General features: G+C 71.2%; 18 protein-coding genes. 15 read left to right on the top strand and 3 right to left on the bottom strand.

Annotated features, from left to right (window positions below):
- Nucleotides 1-21: 21 nt before the first annotated feature.
- The 14 genes from R9X41_RS01390 to R9X41_RS01455 all read left to right on the top strand — a co-directional run bounded on the left by R9X41_RS01390 (nt 22) and on the right by R9X41_RS01455 (nt 13,782).
- Nucleotides 22-753 (top strand): CoA transferase subunit A, encoded by a 732-nt coding sequence (locus R9X41_RS01390; RefSeq protein WP_318633114.1) that lies wholly within the window; start codon nt 22-24, stop codon nt 751-753.
- Nucleotides 753-1,412, top strand: a complete 660-nt coding sequence (locus R9X41_RS01395) for a 3-oxoacid CoA-transferase subunit B (protein WP_318633115.1) — start codon at nt 753-755, stop codon at nt 1,410-1,412. The genes R9X41_RS01390 and R9X41_RS01395 overlap by 1 nt, the downstream gene beginning before the upstream one ends.
- Nucleotides 1,412-2,566: a thiolase family protein gene (locus R9X41_RS01400; protein ID WP_318633116.1), complete on the top strand. Its 1,155-nt coding sequence runs from the start codon at nt 1,412-1,414 to the stop codon at nt 2,564-2,566. Before R9X41_RS01395 ends, R9X41_RS01400 begins: the two co-directional genes overlap by 1 nt.
- Nucleotides 2,563-2,934: a Zn-ribbon domain-containing OB-fold protein gene (locus tag R9X41_RS01405; protein ID WP_318633117.1), complete on the top strand. Its 372-nt coding sequence runs from the start codon at nt 2,563-2,565 to the stop codon at nt 2,932-2,934. The genes R9X41_RS01400 and R9X41_RS01405 overlap by 4 nt, the downstream gene beginning before the upstream one ends.
- A gap of 67 nt (nt 2,935-3,001) precedes the next feature.
- Nucleotides 3,002-3,988, top strand: coding sequence for a tripartite tricarboxylate transporter substrate binding protein (locus R9X41_RS01410; RefSeq protein WP_318633118.1), 987 nt, complete (start codon nt 3,002-3,004; stop codon nt 3,986-3,988).
- 2 nt (nt 3,989-3,990) lie between these two features.
- A complete protein-coding gene (locus tag R9X41_RS01415) occupies nt 3,991-4,869 on the top strand; it encodes a MaoC family dehydratase (RefSeq protein WP_318633119.1) in 879 nt (292 codons plus the stop codon).
- Nucleotides 4,870-4,902: 33 nt separating this feature from the next.
- Nucleotides 4,903-5,895 carry a tripartite tricarboxylate transporter substrate binding protein gene (locus R9X41_RS01420; RefSeq protein WP_318633120.1) on the top strand — a complete coding sequence of 331 codons (993 nt, stop codon included), beginning with the start codon at nt 4,903-4,905 and terminating at the stop codon, nt 5,893-5,895.
- A 4-nt stretch (nt 5,896-5,899) separates the two neighbouring features.
- On the top strand, nt 5,900-6,691 hold the full coding sequence (locus R9X41_RS01425) for an oxepin-CoA hydrolase, alternative type (protein WP_318633121.1): 792 nt from the start codon (nt 5,900-5,902) through the stop codon (nt 6,689-6,691).
- Nucleotides 6,688-8,787, top strand: coding sequence for an acetate--CoA ligase family protein (locus tag R9X41_RS01430; protein ID WP_318633122.1), 2,100 nt, complete (start codon nt 6,688-6,690; stop codon nt 8,785-8,787). Before R9X41_RS01425 ends, R9X41_RS01430 begins: the two co-directional genes overlap by 4 nt.
- Nucleotides 8,788-8,820: 33 nt before the next feature.
- Complete coding sequence (locus tag R9X41_RS01435; RefSeq protein WP_318633123.1) at nt 8,821-10,179, top strand: acyclic terpene utilization AtuA family protein; 1,359 nt, start codon at nt 8,821-8,823, stop codon at nt 10,177-10,179.
- An 18-nt stretch (nt 10,180-10,197) separates the two neighbouring features.
- Entirely contained in the window at nt 10,198-10,545 is a 348-nt protein-coding gene (locus R9X41_RS01440; protein ID WP_318633124.1) for an AtuA-related protein, read from the top strand.
- A gap of 36 nt (nt 10,546-10,581) precedes the next feature.
- Nucleotides 10,582-11,553 (top strand): Bug family tripartite tricarboxylate transporter substrate binding protein, encoded by a 972-nt coding sequence (locus R9X41_RS01445; RefSeq protein WP_318633125.1) that lies wholly within the window; start codon nt 10,582-10,584, stop codon nt 11,551-11,553.
- A gap of 20 nt (nt 11,554-11,573) precedes the next feature.
- The gene (gene bktB / locus R9X41_RS01450; protein WP_318633126.1) at nt 11,574-12,761 is read left to right on the top strand and encodes a beta-ketothiolase BktB; all 1,188 of its coding nucleotides are present in this window, start codon (nt 11,574-11,576) and stop codon (nt 12,759-12,761) included.
- An 82-nt stretch (nt 12,762-12,843) separates the two neighbouring features.
- On the top strand, nt 12,844-13,782 hold the full coding sequence (locus R9X41_RS01455) for a class I SAM-dependent methyltransferase (protein WP_318633127.1): 939 nt from the start codon (nt 12,844-12,846) through the stop codon (nt 13,780-13,782).
- Nucleotides 13,783-13,786: 4 nt separating this feature from the next.
- Here the strand turns inward: R9X41_RS01455 and R9X41_RS01460 are convergent, their stop codons facing one another.
- Complete coding sequence (locus tag R9X41_RS01460; protein ID WP_318633128.1) at nt 13,787-14,731, bottom strand: LysR family transcriptional regulator; 945 nt, start codon at nt 14,729-14,731, stop codon at nt 13,787-13,789.
- Nucleotides 14,732-14,899: 168 nt separating this feature from the next.
- Between R9X41_RS01460 and pyk the strand changes: the two genes are divergently transcribed.
- Nucleotides 14,900-16,318, top strand: coding sequence for a pyruvate kinase (gene pyk / locus R9X41_RS01465; protein ID WP_318633129.1), 1,419 nt, complete (start codon nt 14,900-14,902; stop codon nt 16,316-16,318).
- Between the two features lie 14 nt (nt 16,319-16,332).
- Here the strand turns inward: pyk and R9X41_RS01470 are convergent, their stop codons facing one another.
- Entirely contained in the window at nt 16,333-17,154 is an 822-nt protein-coding gene (locus R9X41_RS01470; RefSeq protein WP_318633130.1) for a hypothetical protein, read from the bottom strand.
- A 136-nt stretch (nt 17,155-17,290) separates the two neighbouring features.
- Nucleotides 17,291-18,286, bottom strand: a complete 996-nt coding sequence (locus tag R9X41_RS01475) for a Bug family tripartite tricarboxylate transporter substrate binding protein (RefSeq protein ID WP_318633131.1) — start codon at nt 18,284-18,286, stop codon at nt 17,291-17,293.
- Nucleotides 18,287-18,319: the final 33 nt, after the last annotated feature.

Here is an 18,319-nt window from a genome sequence, read left to right on the forward strand (position 1 = left end):
ACACCGAAGGAGACACACGACATGGCGACCAAGATCCGCCGCGACGCGGCCGACGCCCTCGACGGCCTGCTGTTCGACGGCATGACCATCGCCGCCGGCGGCTTCGGCCTCTGCGGCATTCCCGAGACGCTGATCGACGGCCTGCTGGCCTCGGGCGTCAAGGACCTCACCTTCATCTCCAACAACTGCGGCGTGGACGACTACGGCCTGGGCCTGCTGCTGGCCGCGCGCCGGGTGCGCCGCATGATCAGTTCCTACGTCGGCGAGAACAAGGAGTTCGAACGCCAGTACCTGGCCGGCGAGCTGCAGCTCGAATTCAATCCGCAGGGAACGCTGGCCGAACGCATGCGTGCCGGCGGCGCGGGCATCGCCGGCTTCTTCACCCGCACCGGCGTCGGCACCCTGGTGGCCGAAGGCAAGGATCACCGCGATTTCGACGGCGAGACCTATGTGCTGGAGACCGGCCTGCGCGCCGACCTGGCCATCGTCAAGGCCTGGCGCGCCGACGCCCACGGCAACCTGGTCTATCGCAAGTCGGCGCGCAACTTCAATCCGATGGCCGCCGCCTGCGGCCGGGTCACCGTGGCCGAGGTGGAAGAGATCGTGCCGGTCGGCGGCATCGACCCGGACCAGGTGCACACCTCCGGCATCTACGTGCAGCGGCTGATCGTGGCCACGCGCAACGAGAAGCGCATCGAAAAACGCACCGTGACCCCGGCACACCCCGCCGACGCCCGGAAGGAGACCGCCTGATGCCCTGGACCCGCGACGAGATGGCGGCACGCGCGGCGCGCGAGCTGCAGGACGGCTTCTACGTGAACCTGGGCATCGGCATTCCGACCCTGGTCGGCAACCACATCGCGCCCGGCGTGGACGTGACCCTGCAGTCCGAGAACGGCATGCTGGGCCTGGGTCCGTTCCCCACCGAGGACGCGGTCGACGCCGACATCGTCAATGCCGGCAAGCAGACGATCTCCGAGCTGGACCGCACCAGCTATGTGTCCTCGGCCGACAGCTTCGCGATGATTCGCGGCGGCCACGTCGACTGCTCGGTGCTCGGCGGCATGGAGGTGTCGGAGACCGGCGACCTCGCCAACTGGATGGTGCCCGGCAAGATGATCAAGGGCCCCGGCGGCGCCATGGACCTGGTGGCCGGCGTGCGCCGCATCATCGTGCTGATGGAGCATGCGGCCAGGGACGGCTCGTCCAAGTTCCGCCGCGCCTGCTCGCTGCCGCTGACCGGCGCCAACGTGGTCGATATGCTGATCACCGACCGCGCCGTCTTCGTGCGGCCCGACCGCCGCAGCGGCTTCGTGCTGACCGAGCTGGCGCCGGGCGTGAGCCAAGCCGAGCTGCGCGCCTGCACCGAGGCGCAGTACGACGTGGCGCTCGTCGCCGGGCAGGCCACCTGATGGTCGCGCGGGCCTACATCGCCGGCGCCGGCATCACCGCCTTCGGCCGGCACGAAGGACGCGGCGCGCTCGACCTCATGGCCGAGGCGGCCGAAGCCGCGCTGCAGGACGCCGCGCTCGACCACGGCAACATCGACGGCCTGCTCTGCGGCTACGCCACCACGCTGCCGCACCTGATGCTGTCGACCCTGTTCGCCGAGCGCTTCTCGTTGCGGCCGACCTATGCGCACGGCATGCAGCTCGGCGGCGCCACCGGCGCGGCCATGCTGATGGCCGCACGCGAACTGGTGCAGAGCGGACGCTGCCGGCGGGTGCTGGTGGTGGCCGGCGAGAACCGGCTCAGCGGCCAGAGCCGCGACAGTGCCATCCAGACCCTGGCCCAGGTCGGCGACCCCGACATGGAGGTGCCCAACGGCGCCTCGGTGCCGGCCTACTACGCACTGATGGCCTCGCGCTACCTGCACGAAACAGGCCTCGGCGGCGACGACCTCGCCGCCTTCGCGGTGGCGATGCGCGAGCGCGCGGCCGAGCATCCGCTGGCGCACCTGCGCACGCCGATCGGGCTCGACGAGGTGCGGGCCTCCAAGCCCATCGCCGCGCCGCTGCGGCTGCTCGACTGCTGCCCCATCTCCGACGGTGCCACCGCGCTGGTGGTGGCCGCCGAGCCCGGCCCGCACCGGCCGGTGGCCATCGCCGGCGCCGGCCAGGCGCACCGCCACCAGCACCTGAGCGCCATGGAAGACGTGATGGCCTGCGGTGCCGCGCAGGCCGCCGGCCGCGCCTTCGCCGATGCGCGCCTGGACATCGCCGACATCCGCTATCTCGGCATCTACGACTCCTTCACCATCACCCTGACGATGCTGCTCGAAGAGATCGGCTTCGCCCCGCGCGGCGGTGCAGCCGAGCGGCTGCGGCGCGGCGACTTCGCGCCGCACGGCCCGCTGCCGCTCAACACCCACGGCGGTTTGCTGTCCTTCGGCCACTGCGGCGTGGCCGGCGGCATGGCGCATGCGGTGGAGGCTTTTCGCCAGATGACCGGGACGGCCGGTGCGCGCCAGATCGCGCCACCGGCCAGCGCCTTCGTGCATGCCGACGGCGGGGTGATGTCCTCGCATGTGAGCCTGATCCTGTCGGCCGAAGGAGCCACGCCATGAGCGCGCTCGCCGCACCGTTCAACGATGGCCTGGCCGAAGGCCGGCTGCGCTTTCAGCGTTGCCAGGACTGCCGCCACGCCCAGACCCTGCCGCGCTATGCCTGCACCCGCTGCGGCAGCGCCCGGCTGGCCTGGCAGGACGCGGCCGGCACCGGCGCCGTGCACGCGGTGACCGAGGTCGCCCGGGCGCCGTCGGAGGCGTTTCGCGCGCTCGCGCCCTACACCCTGGTGCTGGTCACGCTCGCCGAAGGGCCGCGCCTCATGGCGCACGCGGCGCCGGGCGTGGCCATCGGCCAGCGGGTGGCTGCGACCTTCTTCCAGCACCACGAACGCACGCTGGTGCGCTTCATGCCGATCGCACCGCCCTAGCCACCGTCGCCGGCCGGCGCAGCGCTTTTTTCGAGACATCCCCAAAAAAGAGCAGGAGACAAGCAGCATGCAACCCCGATCGATCTTCCGCCGCGCCGTGCTGGCGCTGGCCGTGGGCGCCGCCGCGCTCGGCACCGCCGTGCCGGCCCTGGCGCAGGCCTATCCGAACAAGCCGGTGCGGCTGGTGGTGCCCTATCCGCCGGGCGGGCCGACCGACATCGTGGCGCGCATCGTGGCGCAGAAGCTCTCCGAGCAGACGGGGCAGCAGTTCATCATCGACAACCGGGGCGGCGCCGGCGGCAACCTCGGCGCGGAGATCGTGGCGCACAGCCCGGCCGACGGCTACACGCTGGTGGTGGCGACGACCGCCCACGCCATCAACCCCACGCTGTTCAAGAGCCTCAACTACAAGCTCATGAGCGACTTCGTGCCGGTGTCGCTGCTGACGCGCGGGCCGCTGGTGATCGTCGCCAACAAGGCGCTGCCGGCGGGCACCGTGGCCGAGCTGATCGCCTTGGCCAAGAGCAAGCCGGGCGGGCTCAATTTCGCGTCGTCGGGCAACGGCCAGTCGACCCATCTGGCGGCCGAATTGTTCGCCTCGATGGCCGGCGTGAAGATGACCCACATTCCCTACAAGGGCAGCGCGCCGGGCCTGGCCGACACCATCGCCGGGCAGACGCAGCTGATGTTCGACACCATGCTGTCGGCCATGCCACAGGTCAAGGGCGGCCAGCTCAAGGCGATCGCGGTGACCAGCGCCCAGCGCTCGCCGGTGGCGCCCGAGCTGCCGACGGTGGCCGAGTCTGGCCTGCCGGGCTACGAGGCCATCGCCTGGAACGGCCTGCTGGCGCCGGCCGGCACGCCGCCGGACGTGGTCGAGCGGCTCAGCGCCGAGCTGAAGAAAACGCTCGCCCTGCCCGAGGTGAAGAGCAAGTTCGAGGCGCAGGGTTTCGCCGCGTCCTGGAACAGCCCGGCGGAGTTCGGCGGCTTCCTGCAGGCCGAGGTGGAGAAGTGGGCCAAGGTGGTCAAGTCCTCGGGTGCCACGGTCGACTGAGCATGATCGACTACCACCGCCTGATGGCCTGGGAGTTCACCGAGACGGTGCACCACTACCGGGCCGAAGACACCATGCTCTACGCGCTGGCGCTGGGTGTCGGCCGCGATCCGGTGGACAGCCGCCAGCTGCGCTTCGTCGAGGACAGCGGCGAGGGCCGGCTGCAGGCCCTGCCCACCATGGCCGTGGTGCTGGGCTTTCCCGGCTCGTGGATGGCCGACTCCGGCACCGGCATCGACTTCGCTCAGACGGTGCACGGCGAGGAAGCCGTGGAGTGGCACGCCGTGCTGCCGCCGCAGGGCTGCGTGCGGTCGAGCCACCGGGTGCTGTCGGTGGTCGACAAGGGCCCCGGCCGGGGCGCGCTGATCCGCTACGAAAAACGCCTGATCGACGCCGACAGCGGCCAGCATTACGCGACCGTGGTGCACACCTCGTTCGCGCGTGCCGACGGCGGTTTCGCCACGCCCGCCGTGCCGGGCGATGCGCCCGGCCCCACACCCACGCCGGTGCCCGAGGGCGAGCCCGAGACCACCATCGACCTGCCGACCCTGCCGCAGCAGGCGCTGCTCTACCGGCTGCTGGCCGACCGCAATCCGCTGCATTCCGATCCGGTGGTGGCCTGGCAGGCCGGCTATCCGCAACCCATCCTGCACGGCCTGTGCACCTGGGGCATGGCCGGCCACGCGCTGCTGGCGCATTACGGCCAGGCCGATCCGCGCCGCATGCGCAGCCTCTACGCGCGCTTTTCGGCGCCGGTGATTCCAGGCGAGACGCTGCGGCTGGAAAGCTGGCGGCGCGACGGCGCGGTGCGTTTTCGCATGCGCGCGGTGGAGCGCGACCGCACCGTGCTCGACCACGGGCTCGCCCGCATCGACACCTGAACAAGAACGAACCATTCGACGGAGACAAGCACCATGCGCCATGACCAGGAAATCGATCGTCGCCGCCTCCTCGCGCTTGGCAGCGCCGGCCTCGCCGGCTGGAGCCTGCCGGCCCATGCCCAGCCCGCGCCGTGGCCGAATCGTGGGCTGCGCTTCGTCGTGCCGTTCCCGGCCGGCGGGCCGGTCGACACCACCGGGCGCGCCGTCGCCCAGAAGGTCGGCGAGATGTGGGGCCAGCCGGTGGTGGTGGACAACCGCGCCGGCGCGGGCGGCATCGTCGGCGCGGACATCGCCGCCAAGCTGCCGGGCGACGGCTACAACGTCTTCGTCTGCAGCATCCACCACTCGGTGCTGCCGGCGCTCAAGTCGCCGTTGCCCTACGACATCGAGCGTGACTTCGCGCCGGTCACCTTCGGCGCCATCTTTCCGATCGTGCTGGTGGCGCACCCGTCGCTGCCGGTGAAGAACGTGGCCGAGCTGATCGCGCTCGACAAGCGCACGCCGGGTAAGCTGAGCTTCGGCTCGGCGGGCAACGGTGGCGGCACGCACCTGGCCGGCGAGCTGTTCAACATGAAGGCCGGCACCACGCTGCAGCACGTGCCCTACAAGGGCAGCGCGCCGGCCATGACCGACCTGCTCGGCAACCAGGTGCAGCTGATGTTCAGCGACGCGCCCACCGCGCTGCCGCAGCTGCGCGCCGGCAAGGTCAAGGCGCTGGCCGTCGGCAGCGTGCAACGCTCGGCGCTGCTGCCCGAGGTGCCGACCATGGCTGAGGAAGGCCTGCCCGACTACGAGGCGTATTCGTGGGCGGCCTTCGTGGCGCCCCGGGGCACGCCGCCGGAGATCGTGCAGAAGATGAGCGCAGACATGGGCCGCGCCATGGCCGACCCGGCGGTGCGCCAGCGCCTCTACGACGCCGGCGCCGAGGCCCGGCCCAACACGCCGGCCGAGTTCCAGCGCCAGCTGCACGGCGAGATCGTGAAGTGGGCGGCGGTGGTCAAGGCCGGCAACATCAAGATGGACTGAACCCATGAGCGGCACGACCACCGGACAACTGCTGCTGCGCCGCGAAGGCCCGGTGCTGGTGATGACCATCGCCAACCCCGCGCTGCGCAACGCCCTGCATCCCGCCATGTACCGCGGCGGCGCCCAGGCGGTGCGCGAGGCCGCCGCCGACCCGGCGGTGCGCGCCATCGTGCTGACCGGCGAGGGCGAGCACTTCTGCGGCGGCGGCGACTTGAACCGCCTGCGCCGCCAGCGCGAACTGCCCGCGCACGAACAGCACGGCCATCTCGACGCCCTGCACGACTGGGTGATGGCGCTGCAGGAATCGCCGCAGCCGGTGATCGCGGCGGTCGAAGGCGCAGCGGCCGGGGGCGGCTTCTCGGTGTGCCTGGGTTGCGACCTGGTGGTGGCGGCCGAGGACGCGGTTTTCGTCATGTCCTATGCCCGCATCGGCCTGTCGCCCGACGGCGGCGGCTCCGACAGCCTGGCGCGCGCCTTGCCGCCACAGGCCGCGCTGGAGCTGCTACTCGACGGCGGCAAGGTGACGCCGCAGCGCCTGCACGGCTGGGGCCTGATCAACCGGCTGGTGCCGCACGGCCAGGCGCTGGCCACCGCCCTGGAATGGGCGCAACGGCTGGCCCGGGGCGCGGCGGGCGCGCAGGCCGACATCAAGCGCCTGGTCTACGGCGCGCGCCACCGCGAGCGCCGCGCCCAGCTCGACGCCGAACGCGACGCCTTCGTCGCCAACCTCTACGGCGAACACGCCGGCCGCGCCATCGCCGCCTTTCTCGACAAGACACCGACCCATCCGACATGAACGAAGACGAACTCCTCGCCAGCGCACTCGCACCCCGCACCGTGGCCGTCATCGGCGCCTCGGAAAGCATCCACAAGATCGGCGGAAGGCCGATCCACTACATGCGCCAGAACGGCTTTGCCGGCCGCATCTATCCGGTCAACCCGACTCGCACCGAGCTGCAGGGCCTCGCCTGTTATCCGTCGCTCGATGCCCTGCCCGAAGTGCCCGAGCTGGCGCTGGTGATCGTCTCCGGCGAGAAAGCCGTGGAGACCGTGGAAGACTGCGCCCGGCGCGGCGTGAAGGCGGCGATCGTCATCGCCTCGGGCTTCGGCGAGGCCGGCGCCGAGGGCCGCGCGCTGCAGGACCGCATGCGCGATGCGGCACGCGCGGCCGGCATGCGGCTGTACGGCCCCAACACCCAGGGCCTGGCCAACTTCGGCAACGGCGCCATCGCCTCCTTCTCGACCATGTTCACCGAGGTGCCGCCCGGCGACGGGCCGGTGGCGGTGGTCAGCCAGAGCGGCGGCATGAGCGCCATGGCCTACGGCCTGCTGCGTGGCCGCGGCATCGGCGTGCGCCATGTGCACGCCACCGGCAACGAGGCCGACGTGACGGTCGCCGACATGGCCTGGGCCGTGGCGCACGACCCCGGCGTGAAGCTGCTGCTGCTCTATCTGGAAACCATCGCCGACCCGGCCCTGCTGGCCCGCACGGCGGCCTATGCCCGCGAGCGCGGCCTGCCGATCGTGGCGGTGAAGGCCGGGCGCAGTGCCAGCGGCGCCAAGGCGGCCAGCTCGCACACCGGCTCGCTCGCCAACGAGGACCGCACGGTCGACGCCTTCCTGCGCCACCACGGCATCTGGCGGGTGCGCGACGTGCATGCGCAGGCGCTGGCCGCCGAGGCCTATCTGGCGGGCTGGCGGCCCGAAGGCCGGCGGCTGGTCATCATCAGCAATTCGGGTGCGAGCTGCGTGATGGGTGCCGACGCGTCCGAGGACCACGGCCTGCCGCTGGCCGAGCTGGCGCCGGCCACCTGCGCTGCGGTGGCCGCGCGCCTGCCGGGCTTCGCCACCGCCACCAATCCGATCGACATCACCGCCGCATTGCTGTCCAACAGCGGGCTGTTCGGCGACGTGCTGCCGGCGGTGGCCGACGACCCGGCGGCCGACCTGTTCTTCATCCACATCCCGGTGGCCGGCACCGGCTACGACGTGGAGGCCTTCGCCCGCGACACGGCGGCCTTCGCGGCGCGTACCGGCAAACCGGTGGCGGTGTCGGCCTGGCAGGAGAGCGTGGCCGCGCCTTTCAAACGCCTGGGCGTGCCGACCTTCGTCAACGAGAACGATGCGCTCGGCGTGCTGGCGCAACTCGCCGGACACACCGCGTTGCTGCAGCGGCCGCCGGCGGCCTGGGAGCATTCGTCGCGCGAGCCGGTGGTGGCGCTGCCCGACGGCCCGCCGGGCTTTCTCAACGAGGCCGACAGCCTGGCCGCGTTGGGCGGCTGGGGCGTGCCGGTGGTGCCGTTCCGGCTGTGCCGCAGCGCCGATGAGGCGCGTGCCGCTTTCGCCGCGCTGGGCGTGGCCAGGGTGGTGGTCAAGGCCTGCTCGCGCGACGTGCCGCACAAGTCCGAGCACGGCCTGGTGGCGCTCGGCATCACCAGCGCCGACGCGGCGGCGCAGGAGTTCGAACGCCAGTGGCAGCAGCTCGCCGCCATGGGCGTGGCGCAGGAAGGCGTGGTGGTCGCGGCCATGCACCGGGGCCGCCACGAATGCCTGGTCGGCGCCCGGCACGACCCGGTCTTCGGCCCGGTGGTGGTGGTGGGCGCGGGCGGGCGCGACGTGGAGGCCGTGCAGGACGTGGCGGTGCTGCTGCCGCCCTTCGACCGCGCGGCGGTGCGCGAGGCGCTGGCCGGTCTGCGCATGGCGCCGTACCTGCAAGGCGTGCGCGGCGACCCGGCGCTGGATGTGGACGCGCTGGCCGACGTGGCGATCACGGTCGGCCGGGCCATGGTGGCCGCCGGCGGCCGCATCGCCTCGCTCGACGCCAACCCGGTGATGCTGGGCGCGGCCGGCGAGGGCGCGCTGGTGGTCGATGCGCTGATCGAGCGCGCCTGACAAAAAAACCCAAGAAAACGGAGACATGACGACATGAGAGACACGACATTGCGCATCGGCTCGGGCGCGGCCTGGTGGGGCGACCGGGTGAGCCCGGCCGGCGTCAACGCCGAACACGGCCGGCTCGACTACCTGTGCTTCGAGACCATGGCCGAGGCCACGGTGTCGGCCGCCCAGGTGCGGGCGCGGCGCGACCCGAGCTTTCCCGGCTACGACACCTACCTCGACGACCGCATGCGCGCGGTGCTGCCGGCCTGCATGCGCCAGGGCACGCGCATCGTCAGCAACCAGGGCTGGCTCAATCCGGACGCGGCGGCCCGGCGCATCGTCGAGCTGCTGCAGGAACTCGGCATCCACGGCGTGAAGGTGGCGTCGGTCAACGGCTCGCTGATCACCGACCGCGTACTGGCGCTCACCGACACCATCATGGAAAACGGCCAGCCCACCGCGACCCTGGCCGACAGCCTGATCTCGGCCGAGGCCTACCTGGGCGCGGAGCCCATCGTGGAGGCGCTGCGCGGCGGTGCGCAGATCGTGGTGACCGGCCGCGTGGCCGACCCCTCGCTGTTCCTCGCGCCGATGATGTTCGAGTTCGGCTGGGACCCGATGGACCACGAGAAGGTGGGCGCGGGCAACGCCATCGGCCACCTGATGGAATGCGGCGCGCAGGTCACCGGCGGCTATTTTTCCGATCCTGGTTTCAAGGACGTGCCCGAGCCCTGGAACTTCGGCTTTCCCATCGCCGAGGTGGAGCCCGACGGCACGGTGGTCATCACCAAGGTCGAAGGCACCGGCGGCGCCGTCACGCTGCAGACGGTGAAGGAGCAGATGCTCTACGAGGTGCACGACCCCGCGCGCTACCTCACGCCCGACGTGGTGGTGGACTTCACCCGCTGCCGGCTGGAGCAGGTCGGCCCCGACCGGGTGCGGGTGACCGGGCTCACCGGCACGCCGCGCACGCCCACGCTCAAGGTCTCCATCGGCTGCACCGAAGGCTTCATCGGCGAGGACATGTTCTTCTACGCCGGCCCCGGCGCCCTGCGCCGCGCGCAGCTCGCGAAGAAGGTGCTGGAAGAGCGCTTCAAGATCGTCGGCCTGCAGGCCGAGGACCTGCGCATCGACTTCCTGGGGCTCAACGCGATCCACGGCGAGGCCACGCCGGCCGACGCGCCCGAGCCCTACGAGATCGCGGTGCGGGCGGCCGCACGCACCCGCACCCGCGAGGAGGCCGCCAAGGTGGGCCGAGAGATCGACGGCATGGCCGTGTCGGGCATCGCCCATACCGGCAAGCGCGTGCCGCACCAGGACCGCACCCGCGAGGTGATCGGCGTGTGGTCCTCGCTGGTGGCGCGCGAGGAAGTGCCCGCGCGCGTGTCGTATTTCGAAAGCTGAACCGGGAAGCCCACGGCCATGAAAGTCTTGCTGCAACACATCGCCCACGCCCGTTCGGGCGACAAGGGCAACACCTCGAACATCGCGGTCTTCGCGTATGCGAGCGCGTTCTATCCGCTGCTCAAGGAACAGCTCACCGCCGAGCGCTTCAAGGCGTTCTATCGCGGTGCCATCCAGGGCGAGGTGATCCGCCACGAGGTCGACAACATCGAGGCGCTCAACTTCGTCTGCCACGGCGCTTTGGGCGGCGGCGTGTCGCGCTCGCTCAGCCTGGACAACTACGGCAAGGCGCTGTCGGCGGCGGTGCTGGGTTTCGAGATGGACGTGCCCGACGAACTGGCTTCGCAGCTGCGCGGGCCGCGCTGAGCCCGTTCGCATCGACGACAACACAGGAGACACGACATGCCCACCTTCAACCGCCGCGTGGCGATAGGCCTCATCGCGATCGCCGCATCGGCCGGCGCCCTGGCGCAGAGCTTTCCAAGCAAGCCGATCCGCGTCATCGTCCCCTACCCACCGGGCGGCACCACCGACATCGTCGCCCGGCTCGCGGCCCAGCAGATCGGTGAGAAGCTCAAGACCCAGGTGATCGTGGACAACCGTGCCGGGGCCAACGGCGCCATCGGCGCGGTGGAGGTGGCGCGCGCGCCGGCCGACGGCTACACCCTGCTGATGGCCACGGCCAGCACGCACGGCATCAACTCGGCTGTCTACCGCAACCTGCCCTACGACGCGGTGAAGGACTTCTCGCCGGTCAGCAACGTGGCCTCCACGCCCAACATCATCGCGGTGCATCCCAGCGTGCCCGCGAAGAACCTGCAGGAGCTGCTCGCCCTGGCGCGGGCGCAGCCGGGCAAGCTCAACTTCGGCTCGACCAGCCTCGGCGGCTCGCCGCACATGAGCGCCGAGCTGCTCAAGATGATGGCCAACGTCGACATGGTGCACGTGCCCTACAAGGGCGCCGCGCCGATGCTCACCGACCTGATGGGCGGGCAGGTGCAGATCGGCTTCGACAACCTGCCATCGACCATCGGCTTCGTGAAGGCCGGCAAGGTGCGCGCCATCGCGGTGACCACGCCGCAGCGCTGGCCGGGCGCGCCGGACATCCCCACCGTGGCCGAGAGTGGTCTGCCCGGCTACGAGGTGTCGGGCTGGTTCGGTCTGCTGGCGCCCGCCGGCACGCCCAAGGCGGTGGTCGACACGCTGCAGCAGGCCGTGGCCGATGCGCTGAAGCAGCCCGAGGTGCGCCAGCAGCTGCTGGACCTGGGCGCGTCGCCGGTCGGCAGCACGCCCGACGCCTTCGCGCGGCAGATCGCCGCCGATGTGCAGAAGTGGCGCGACGTGGTCAAGACCACGGGACTCAAGCTCGATTGAAACCAAGGAGAGGACTGGACATGGAACAACGTGAAGTCGTGGTGGCGAGCGGTGTGCGCACCGCCGTCGGCAGTTTCGGCGGCGGCCTGAAGGACGTGCCGCCCACCACCCTGGCCACCGAGGTGCTGCGTGCCGCGCTGGCGCGCGCCGGGGTGGAGGGCGCGCAGGTCGGGCATGTGTGCTTCGGCCATGTCATCAATACCGAACCGCGCGACATGTACCTGTCGCGCGTGGCCGCGCTCGACGGCGGCTGCCCGCACGAGACGCCGGCCTTCAACGTCAACCGGCTCTGCGGCTCCGGCCTGCAGGCGGTGGTGTCGGCGGCGCAGGCCATCCTGCTCGGCGACTGCGACACGGCGGTGGCCGGCGGCGCCGAGAGCATGAGCCGCGCGCCCTACAGCACGCAGGCGATGCGCTTTGGCGCGCGCATGGGCGACAGCGGCATGGTCGACATGATGCTGGGCGCGCTGCACGACCCCTTCCACCGCATCCACATGGGGGTCACCGCCGAGAACGTGGCCGAGCGCTACGCCATCGGCCGCGAGGCGCAGGACGCGCTGGCGCTGGAGAGCCACCGCCGCGCCGCCACGGCGACCAGCGAAGGGCGCTTCCAGGACCAGATCGTTCCCATCGTGCAGAAGGGCCGCAAGGGCGACGTGGTGTTCGACCGCGACGAGCATTTCCGCGCCGACATCACCGTGGCCGACCTGCAGAAACTGCGGCCGGCCTTCCGCAAGGACGGCGGCGTGGTGACCGCCGGCAACGCCTCCGGCATCAACGACGGCGCCGCCGCGCTGGTGCTGATGGAACGCTCGGTGGCCGCGTCGCGCGGCGTGAAGCCCCTGGCCCGGCTGCTGGCCTATGCGCACAGCGGCGTCGATCCGCAGTACATGGGCATCGGCCCGGTGCCGGCCACCCGGGCGGTGCTGAAGAAGGCCGGGCTGACGGTGGCCGACCTCGACGTGATCGAGGCCAACGAGGCCTTCGCGGCACAGGCCTGCGCGGTGACGCAGGAGCTGGGACTGGACCCGGCCAAGGTCAACCCCAACGGCTCGGGCATCGGCCTGGGGCATCCGATCGGCGCGACCGGCGCGATCATCACGGTGAAGGCCCTGCACGAGCTGCAGCGCATCGGCGGGCGCTATGCGCTGGTGACCATGTGCATCGGCGGCGGCCAGGGCATCGCGGCGGTGTTCGAGCGCATCTGAGGGGCGGTGGGGCGGAGCAGGGCAGGGCGGGCGGGATGCGACAGAATCGCGGCCCCACTCCTTCGCCCCCGGATCCGCCCGCATGCAGCCCCTGCTCGACGCCATCGCCACCCTGTCCCTGCCCACCGACGCGCAACGTGTCTTCCACGGGCGCGGCGGGCGGTATCCCGGCTGCACGCAGTGGTCGCTGGACTGGTTCGCGCCGGTCTGGGTGCTGACCAGCTTCCAGCCGGCCACCGACGAGGAGCTGGCCGCGATCGGCGCGGCGCTGGAGCGGCGCTGGAACGAGATCGCGCCGGGCCAGGCGTTGCACTGGGTGTTCCAGTGCCGCCACGACAGCCAGGCCGACACCCGCGTGATGGCCGGCGAGGTACCCGAGCCGCACTGGGTGCAGGAAGACGGCGCGCAGTACCGGGTTCACCTGGGCCGAGGCCAGAACCACGGGCTGTTCCTGGACATGGCCGAGGGCCGGCGCTGGGTGCGCCGCCATGTGGCCGCGCGCGAGCGGGTGAAGGTGCTGAACCTGTTCGCCTATACCTGCGCCTTCTCGGTGGTGGCGCTGCAGGCCGGCGCGCGGCAGGTGACCAACCTCGACATGAGCAAGGCGGCCCTGGCCATCGGCCAGCAGAACCACCGCGCCAACGACCTGACGGGCCAAGCCGGTTTTCTGCCGCACGACATCTTCAGCTCGTGGGGAAAGATCACCCGCGGCGGCCCCTACGGCCTGATCGTCGTCGACCCGCCGAGCTACCAGAAAGGCAGCTTCGTCGCCACCAAGGACTACGCCCGGCTGATGCGCCGGCTGCCCGACCTGCTGGAGCCCGAGGGCCACGTGCTGCTGTGCCTCAACGCGCCGGAACTGGGGCCGGCCTTCCTGCAGGAGCAGATGGCGGCGCTGGCGCCGGAGCTGATCTTCGTGGAGCGGCTGGCCAATCCGGCGGTGTTCGCCGACGTGTCGGAGGAGCGTTCGCTGAAGGTACTGGTGTACCGGGCGCCACCGCTGGACCTGGCGGCGGCCTGAGGCCTTAGCGCCTGGCCTTGCCGCCGGCGGAGGCGTCGGCCTGCCTGCCGAAGGACGCGGCGATGAAGTCGACGAACTTGCGCACCCGCGCGGCCGACTGGTGGCGCGGCGGGTACACCGCGTAGATGTCGGCGTCGGGTGTCTTGTACTGCGGCAGCACTTCCACCAGCCGGCCGCTGGCGAGATAGCGCTGCACGTCCCATTCGGCGCGCATCAGGATGCCGTGGCCTTCGAGCGCCCACTTCACCGCGATCTCGCCGTCGTTGGTGGTGAGGTTGCCGCGCGTCTTCACCGCCTGGGTCTCGGGCTGGCGTCCCTTGGCGGCGGTGAGCCGCCAAAGCCCGTAGGCCTCCTCGCCCTGGCGGATGCCGATGCACTTGTGCCGGCCCAGGTCACCGGGCACCTTGGGCACGCCGTACTTGCGCAAATAGGCCGGCGAGGCGCAGAGCAGCCGCCGGTTGTCGGCCAGCTTGCGCGCGACGACCCGGGTGTCCGGCGGTGCGCCGAAGCGGATGCAGATGTCGAAGCTGTCGTCGGTGAGCGGCGGCGGGCTGACCGACAGCTGCAGCTGCACGTCCACCTCCGGATAGGTGGCGACGAAGGTCGAGATGAGCGGCGCCACGTGGCTGCGGCCGAAACCCAGCGTGGCGTTGACCCGCAGCAGGCCGGTCGGCTGCGCCTTGGCCACGCCGAGCAGCTCTTCCATCTCGTCGATCTCGCCGAGGATGCGGCGGGCGTGCTCCAGGTAGACCTCGCCCTCGGGCGTGAGGCTCATGCGGCGGGTGGTGCGGCTGACCAGCGACACGCCGGCGCGGGCTTCCATGGCCGCCAGGTGCTTGCTGACCGCCGGCGTGGTGATGCCGAGTTCGCGCGCCGCCGCGCTCAGGCTGCCGGCGCCCGCCAGCACCGAGAAGAAGGGCAGGTCGCCCGGTTGGATGGTGCCGCTCATGGTCGTCTCGATTGTTGAATTGCGGTTAATGGCGCTTTCACTTTAGGGCCGGACGATGCGTTTGGCGAGCCCTAGAGTCGATGGCCTTTCCACCCCAGAACGACGAGACACATCCGCCATGAAGACCTCCACCATTGCCCGTTCGCCCGGCACCTGTGGGCCGGCCGCATGAGGCGCGACAAGCACGCCAAGATCGTGGCCACGCTCGGCCCCGCCAGCGACGACCGCGCCACCATCCGCGCGCTGTTCGACGCCGGGGCCGACGTGTTCCGGCTCAATTTCTCGCACGGTCGCCACGAGGACCACCGGCGCCGGCTGGAGATCGTGCGCGGGATCGAGGCCGAGGTCGGCCGGCCGATCGGCGTGCTGCTCGATCTGCAGGGCCCCAAGCTGCGCATCGGCAGCTTCGCCGACGGCGCGGTCGCGCTCGTCGAGGGGCAGCCCTTTAAGCTCGACCTCGATGCGACGGCGCCGGGCTCGATCGACCGCGTCGCCTTGCCGCATCCGGAGATCTTCGCGGCGCTGGAAACCGGCACCGAACTGCTGCTCGACGACGGCCGGCTGCGCCTGCGGGTGGAGCGCTTCGGCGGCGATTTCGCCGAGACCGTGGTGCTGGTCGGCGGCACGCTGTCGGACCGCAAGGGCGTCAACGTGCCGGGCGTGGTGCTGCCGCTGTCGGCCCTCACCGACAAGGACCGCGCCGACCTGGCCTTCGGCCTGTCGCTCGGGGTGGACTGGGTCGCCCTGTCCTTCGTGCAGCGGCCCGAAGACATCGTGGAAGTGCGCGCACTCGTGGGCGAGCGCGCGGCCATCGTGGCCAAGCTGGAGAAGCCGGCGGCCATCGCCTCGCTGGACGCCATCGTGGCCGAGGCCGACGCGGTGATGGTGGCGCGTGGCGACCTGGGCGTGGAGATGCAGGCCGCGCAGGTACCGTCCATCCAGAAACGCATCGTGGGCGCCTGCCGCCGCGCGGGCAAGCCGGTGATCGTGGCCACGCAGATGCTGGAGTCGATGGTGAGCGCGCCGGTGCCCACGCGGGCCGAGGCCTCGGACGTGGCCACCGCCATCTACGAGGGAGCCGACGCGGTGATGCTGTCGGCCGAATCGGCCAGCGGACGCTGGCCGGTGCAGGCGGTGCGCATGATGAGCAGCATCGTCGCGCAGACCGAGGCCGATCCGCACTACCGCGCGGCCATCGACGCCTCGCGCGGCGAACCGCGGGCGCTGGCCGCCGATGCCGTGGGCCTGGCCATGCGCCACGTCACCGGGCTGCTGCAGGCGGTGGCCACCGTGGCCTATACGAGCTCGGGCTATTCGGCGCTGCGCATGGCGCGCGAGCGGCCCGCCGCGCCCATCCTGGGCATGACGCCGAGGCTGCAGACCGCACGCCGCCTGGCGCTGGTGTGGGGCGTGCACGCGGTGCTGTGCCACGAGGTGGAGAGCGTGGCCGAGATGAGCGAGCTGGCCTGCCGCACCACGCGCACCGAAGGTTTCGGGCTCGCGGGGCAGACGGTGGTCATCTCCGCCGGCATGCCCTTCGGCGCCTCGGGCACCACCAACCTGCTGCGGATCGCGCAGGTGGCCTGACCATCGCGGCGGCCTCAGGGGCTGGCCGCATAGGCCTGCACCGTGTCCCAGGCCACTTGCTGCAGCGCCAGCGCGGTGGCCGGCGGCAGGCCTTCGGTGTCGGTCAGGCCGACCGGGCTGCGGCCGAAGAGCGTGGCGTAGAGAGTGGCGGCCGCCAGGTAGCTGCCGGCCGGGCTGGGATGGCGCTTGTCGGCGTCGTAGAGGCCGATGTCCGGATGCGCCTGCCGCGAGCGCGCGAAGGCCAGCCCGGCCGGTACGACCTGCGCCGCGTTGTCGCGGCCGATGCGGCCATAGGCCTCGGCGAGCGGCTCGGTCATGTCGGGCTGGTCCTCGTAGGCCCAGGACATGAAGAACACCGGCCGCGCGCCGTGGCGGCGCACGATCTCCGCGTTCTTCTTGGCGTAGGCGAAGAAGTCGTCGCGCAGCTGGGGATGCAGCGGGCACTGGCTGCAGTCCATCATGACCGCCGCGTCGAACAGGGGCGTGCGCTGGTTGAAGTGCAGCACGTTGCGCGAATCGATGGTGTAGCGGGCCACCGCGTTCGGCCGGAAATACGACTCCACGTCGTGCCAGTCGAAACCCGCGCCGCCGATGGTGACCAGCGTGCCCGCCACCTTCTGCCGGGGCTCGGCCGAACGCGCCAGCCGGGCGACGATGCCGTCGATGCCGTTGTTGTAATAGAAGAAGCTGCTGCCGATGTAGAGCACCGTGGCCGGCGGTGTGGCGACGACCGGTGGCTGGGCCGGTGCGCCGCAGCCGGCCAGCAGGATGGCCGCGACGGCGGCGCTGCGGATGCAGGCACGCAGCCGGGCGAAAAAGCGTGGGGAACATGGCATGGGGTCTCCTGTCGGCGTCGCCGAAAAAGCGGAGCCCGGACCATAGGCAGGCACGTACCGACAGGGGATGAGAGTTCGTCAAGGACGAGGGGGCGCACCCGGGCCGCCCTCGCCTGACCGGACGGAACTTCGCGCTTCAGTCGATGACGACGTTGGCGTCCTTCACCAGCCGGGCGTAGCGGGCGGTGTCGGCCTTGATCTGCGCGGCCATCTGCTCGGGTGTGTCGCCGATCGGCTCGGCGCCGATGTCTTCCATGCGCTTCTTGAAGTCCGGCGAATGGATGATCTTCACCATCTCCGCGTTCAGTTTGGCCACCACGTCCTTCGGTGTGCCGGCCGGCGCCAGGATGCCGAACCAGGTGCCGAGGTCGAAGCCCTTCAGGCCGGCTTCTTCCAGGGTGGGCACCTCGGGCAGGGTGCTGGAACGCTTGCCGGTGGTCACCGCCAGCGCCCGCAGCTTGCCGCCCTTGATGAAGGGCACGACCGGCGTGATGGTGTCGAAGGACATGGCGACCTGGCCGCCGAGCAGGTCGGTGGTGAGCGGCGCGCTGCCCTTGTAGGGCACGTGCAGCAGCTCGATGCCGGTGGCCGACGCGAACTGCGTGCCGATCAGGTGTTGCAGCGTGCCGTTGCCGTTGGAGCCGAAGGAGAGCTTCTCCTTCTCGCCAGCCGCCTTGGCCTGGGCGACCAGGCCCTTCACGTCGGTCACCGGCGACTTGGCGCTGACCACCAGCACGTTGGGCACCAGCGCCACCGTGGTGACGGGGGCGAAGCTCTTGTCGAAGTCGTAGGGCAGCTTCTTGTAGACGCTGGTGGCGATGGCGTGGTGCACCGCACCCATCAGCAGCACGTAGCCGTCGGCCTTGGCCGTGGCCACATAGGCCGCGCCCAGGGTGGCGCCGGCGCCGGGCCGGCTTTCCACCACGACGGGTTGGCCGAGCGACTGCGAGAGCTTGTCGGTCAGGGCCCGGGCCAGCACGTCGGAGCTGCCGCCAGGCGGGAAAGGCACCACCAGCGTGACCGGCTTGGTCGGGTAGCCCTGCGCCTGCGCCAGCGTCGGCAGGCCGACCGAGAACGCGCCCAGGGCCAGGGCGCCCAGGGCGATCGCCCGGCGCTTGTTGATCGGTTTCATGGTTTGTCTCTTTTCTTTTTTCGGATGCGGAAC

The organism is Xylophilus sp. GOD-11R (genome assembly GCF_033546935.1).
In the GTDB taxonomy this organism is placed as follows: domain Bacteria; phylum Pseudomonadota; class Gammaproteobacteria; order Burkholderiales; family Burkholderiaceae_C; genus Xylophilus.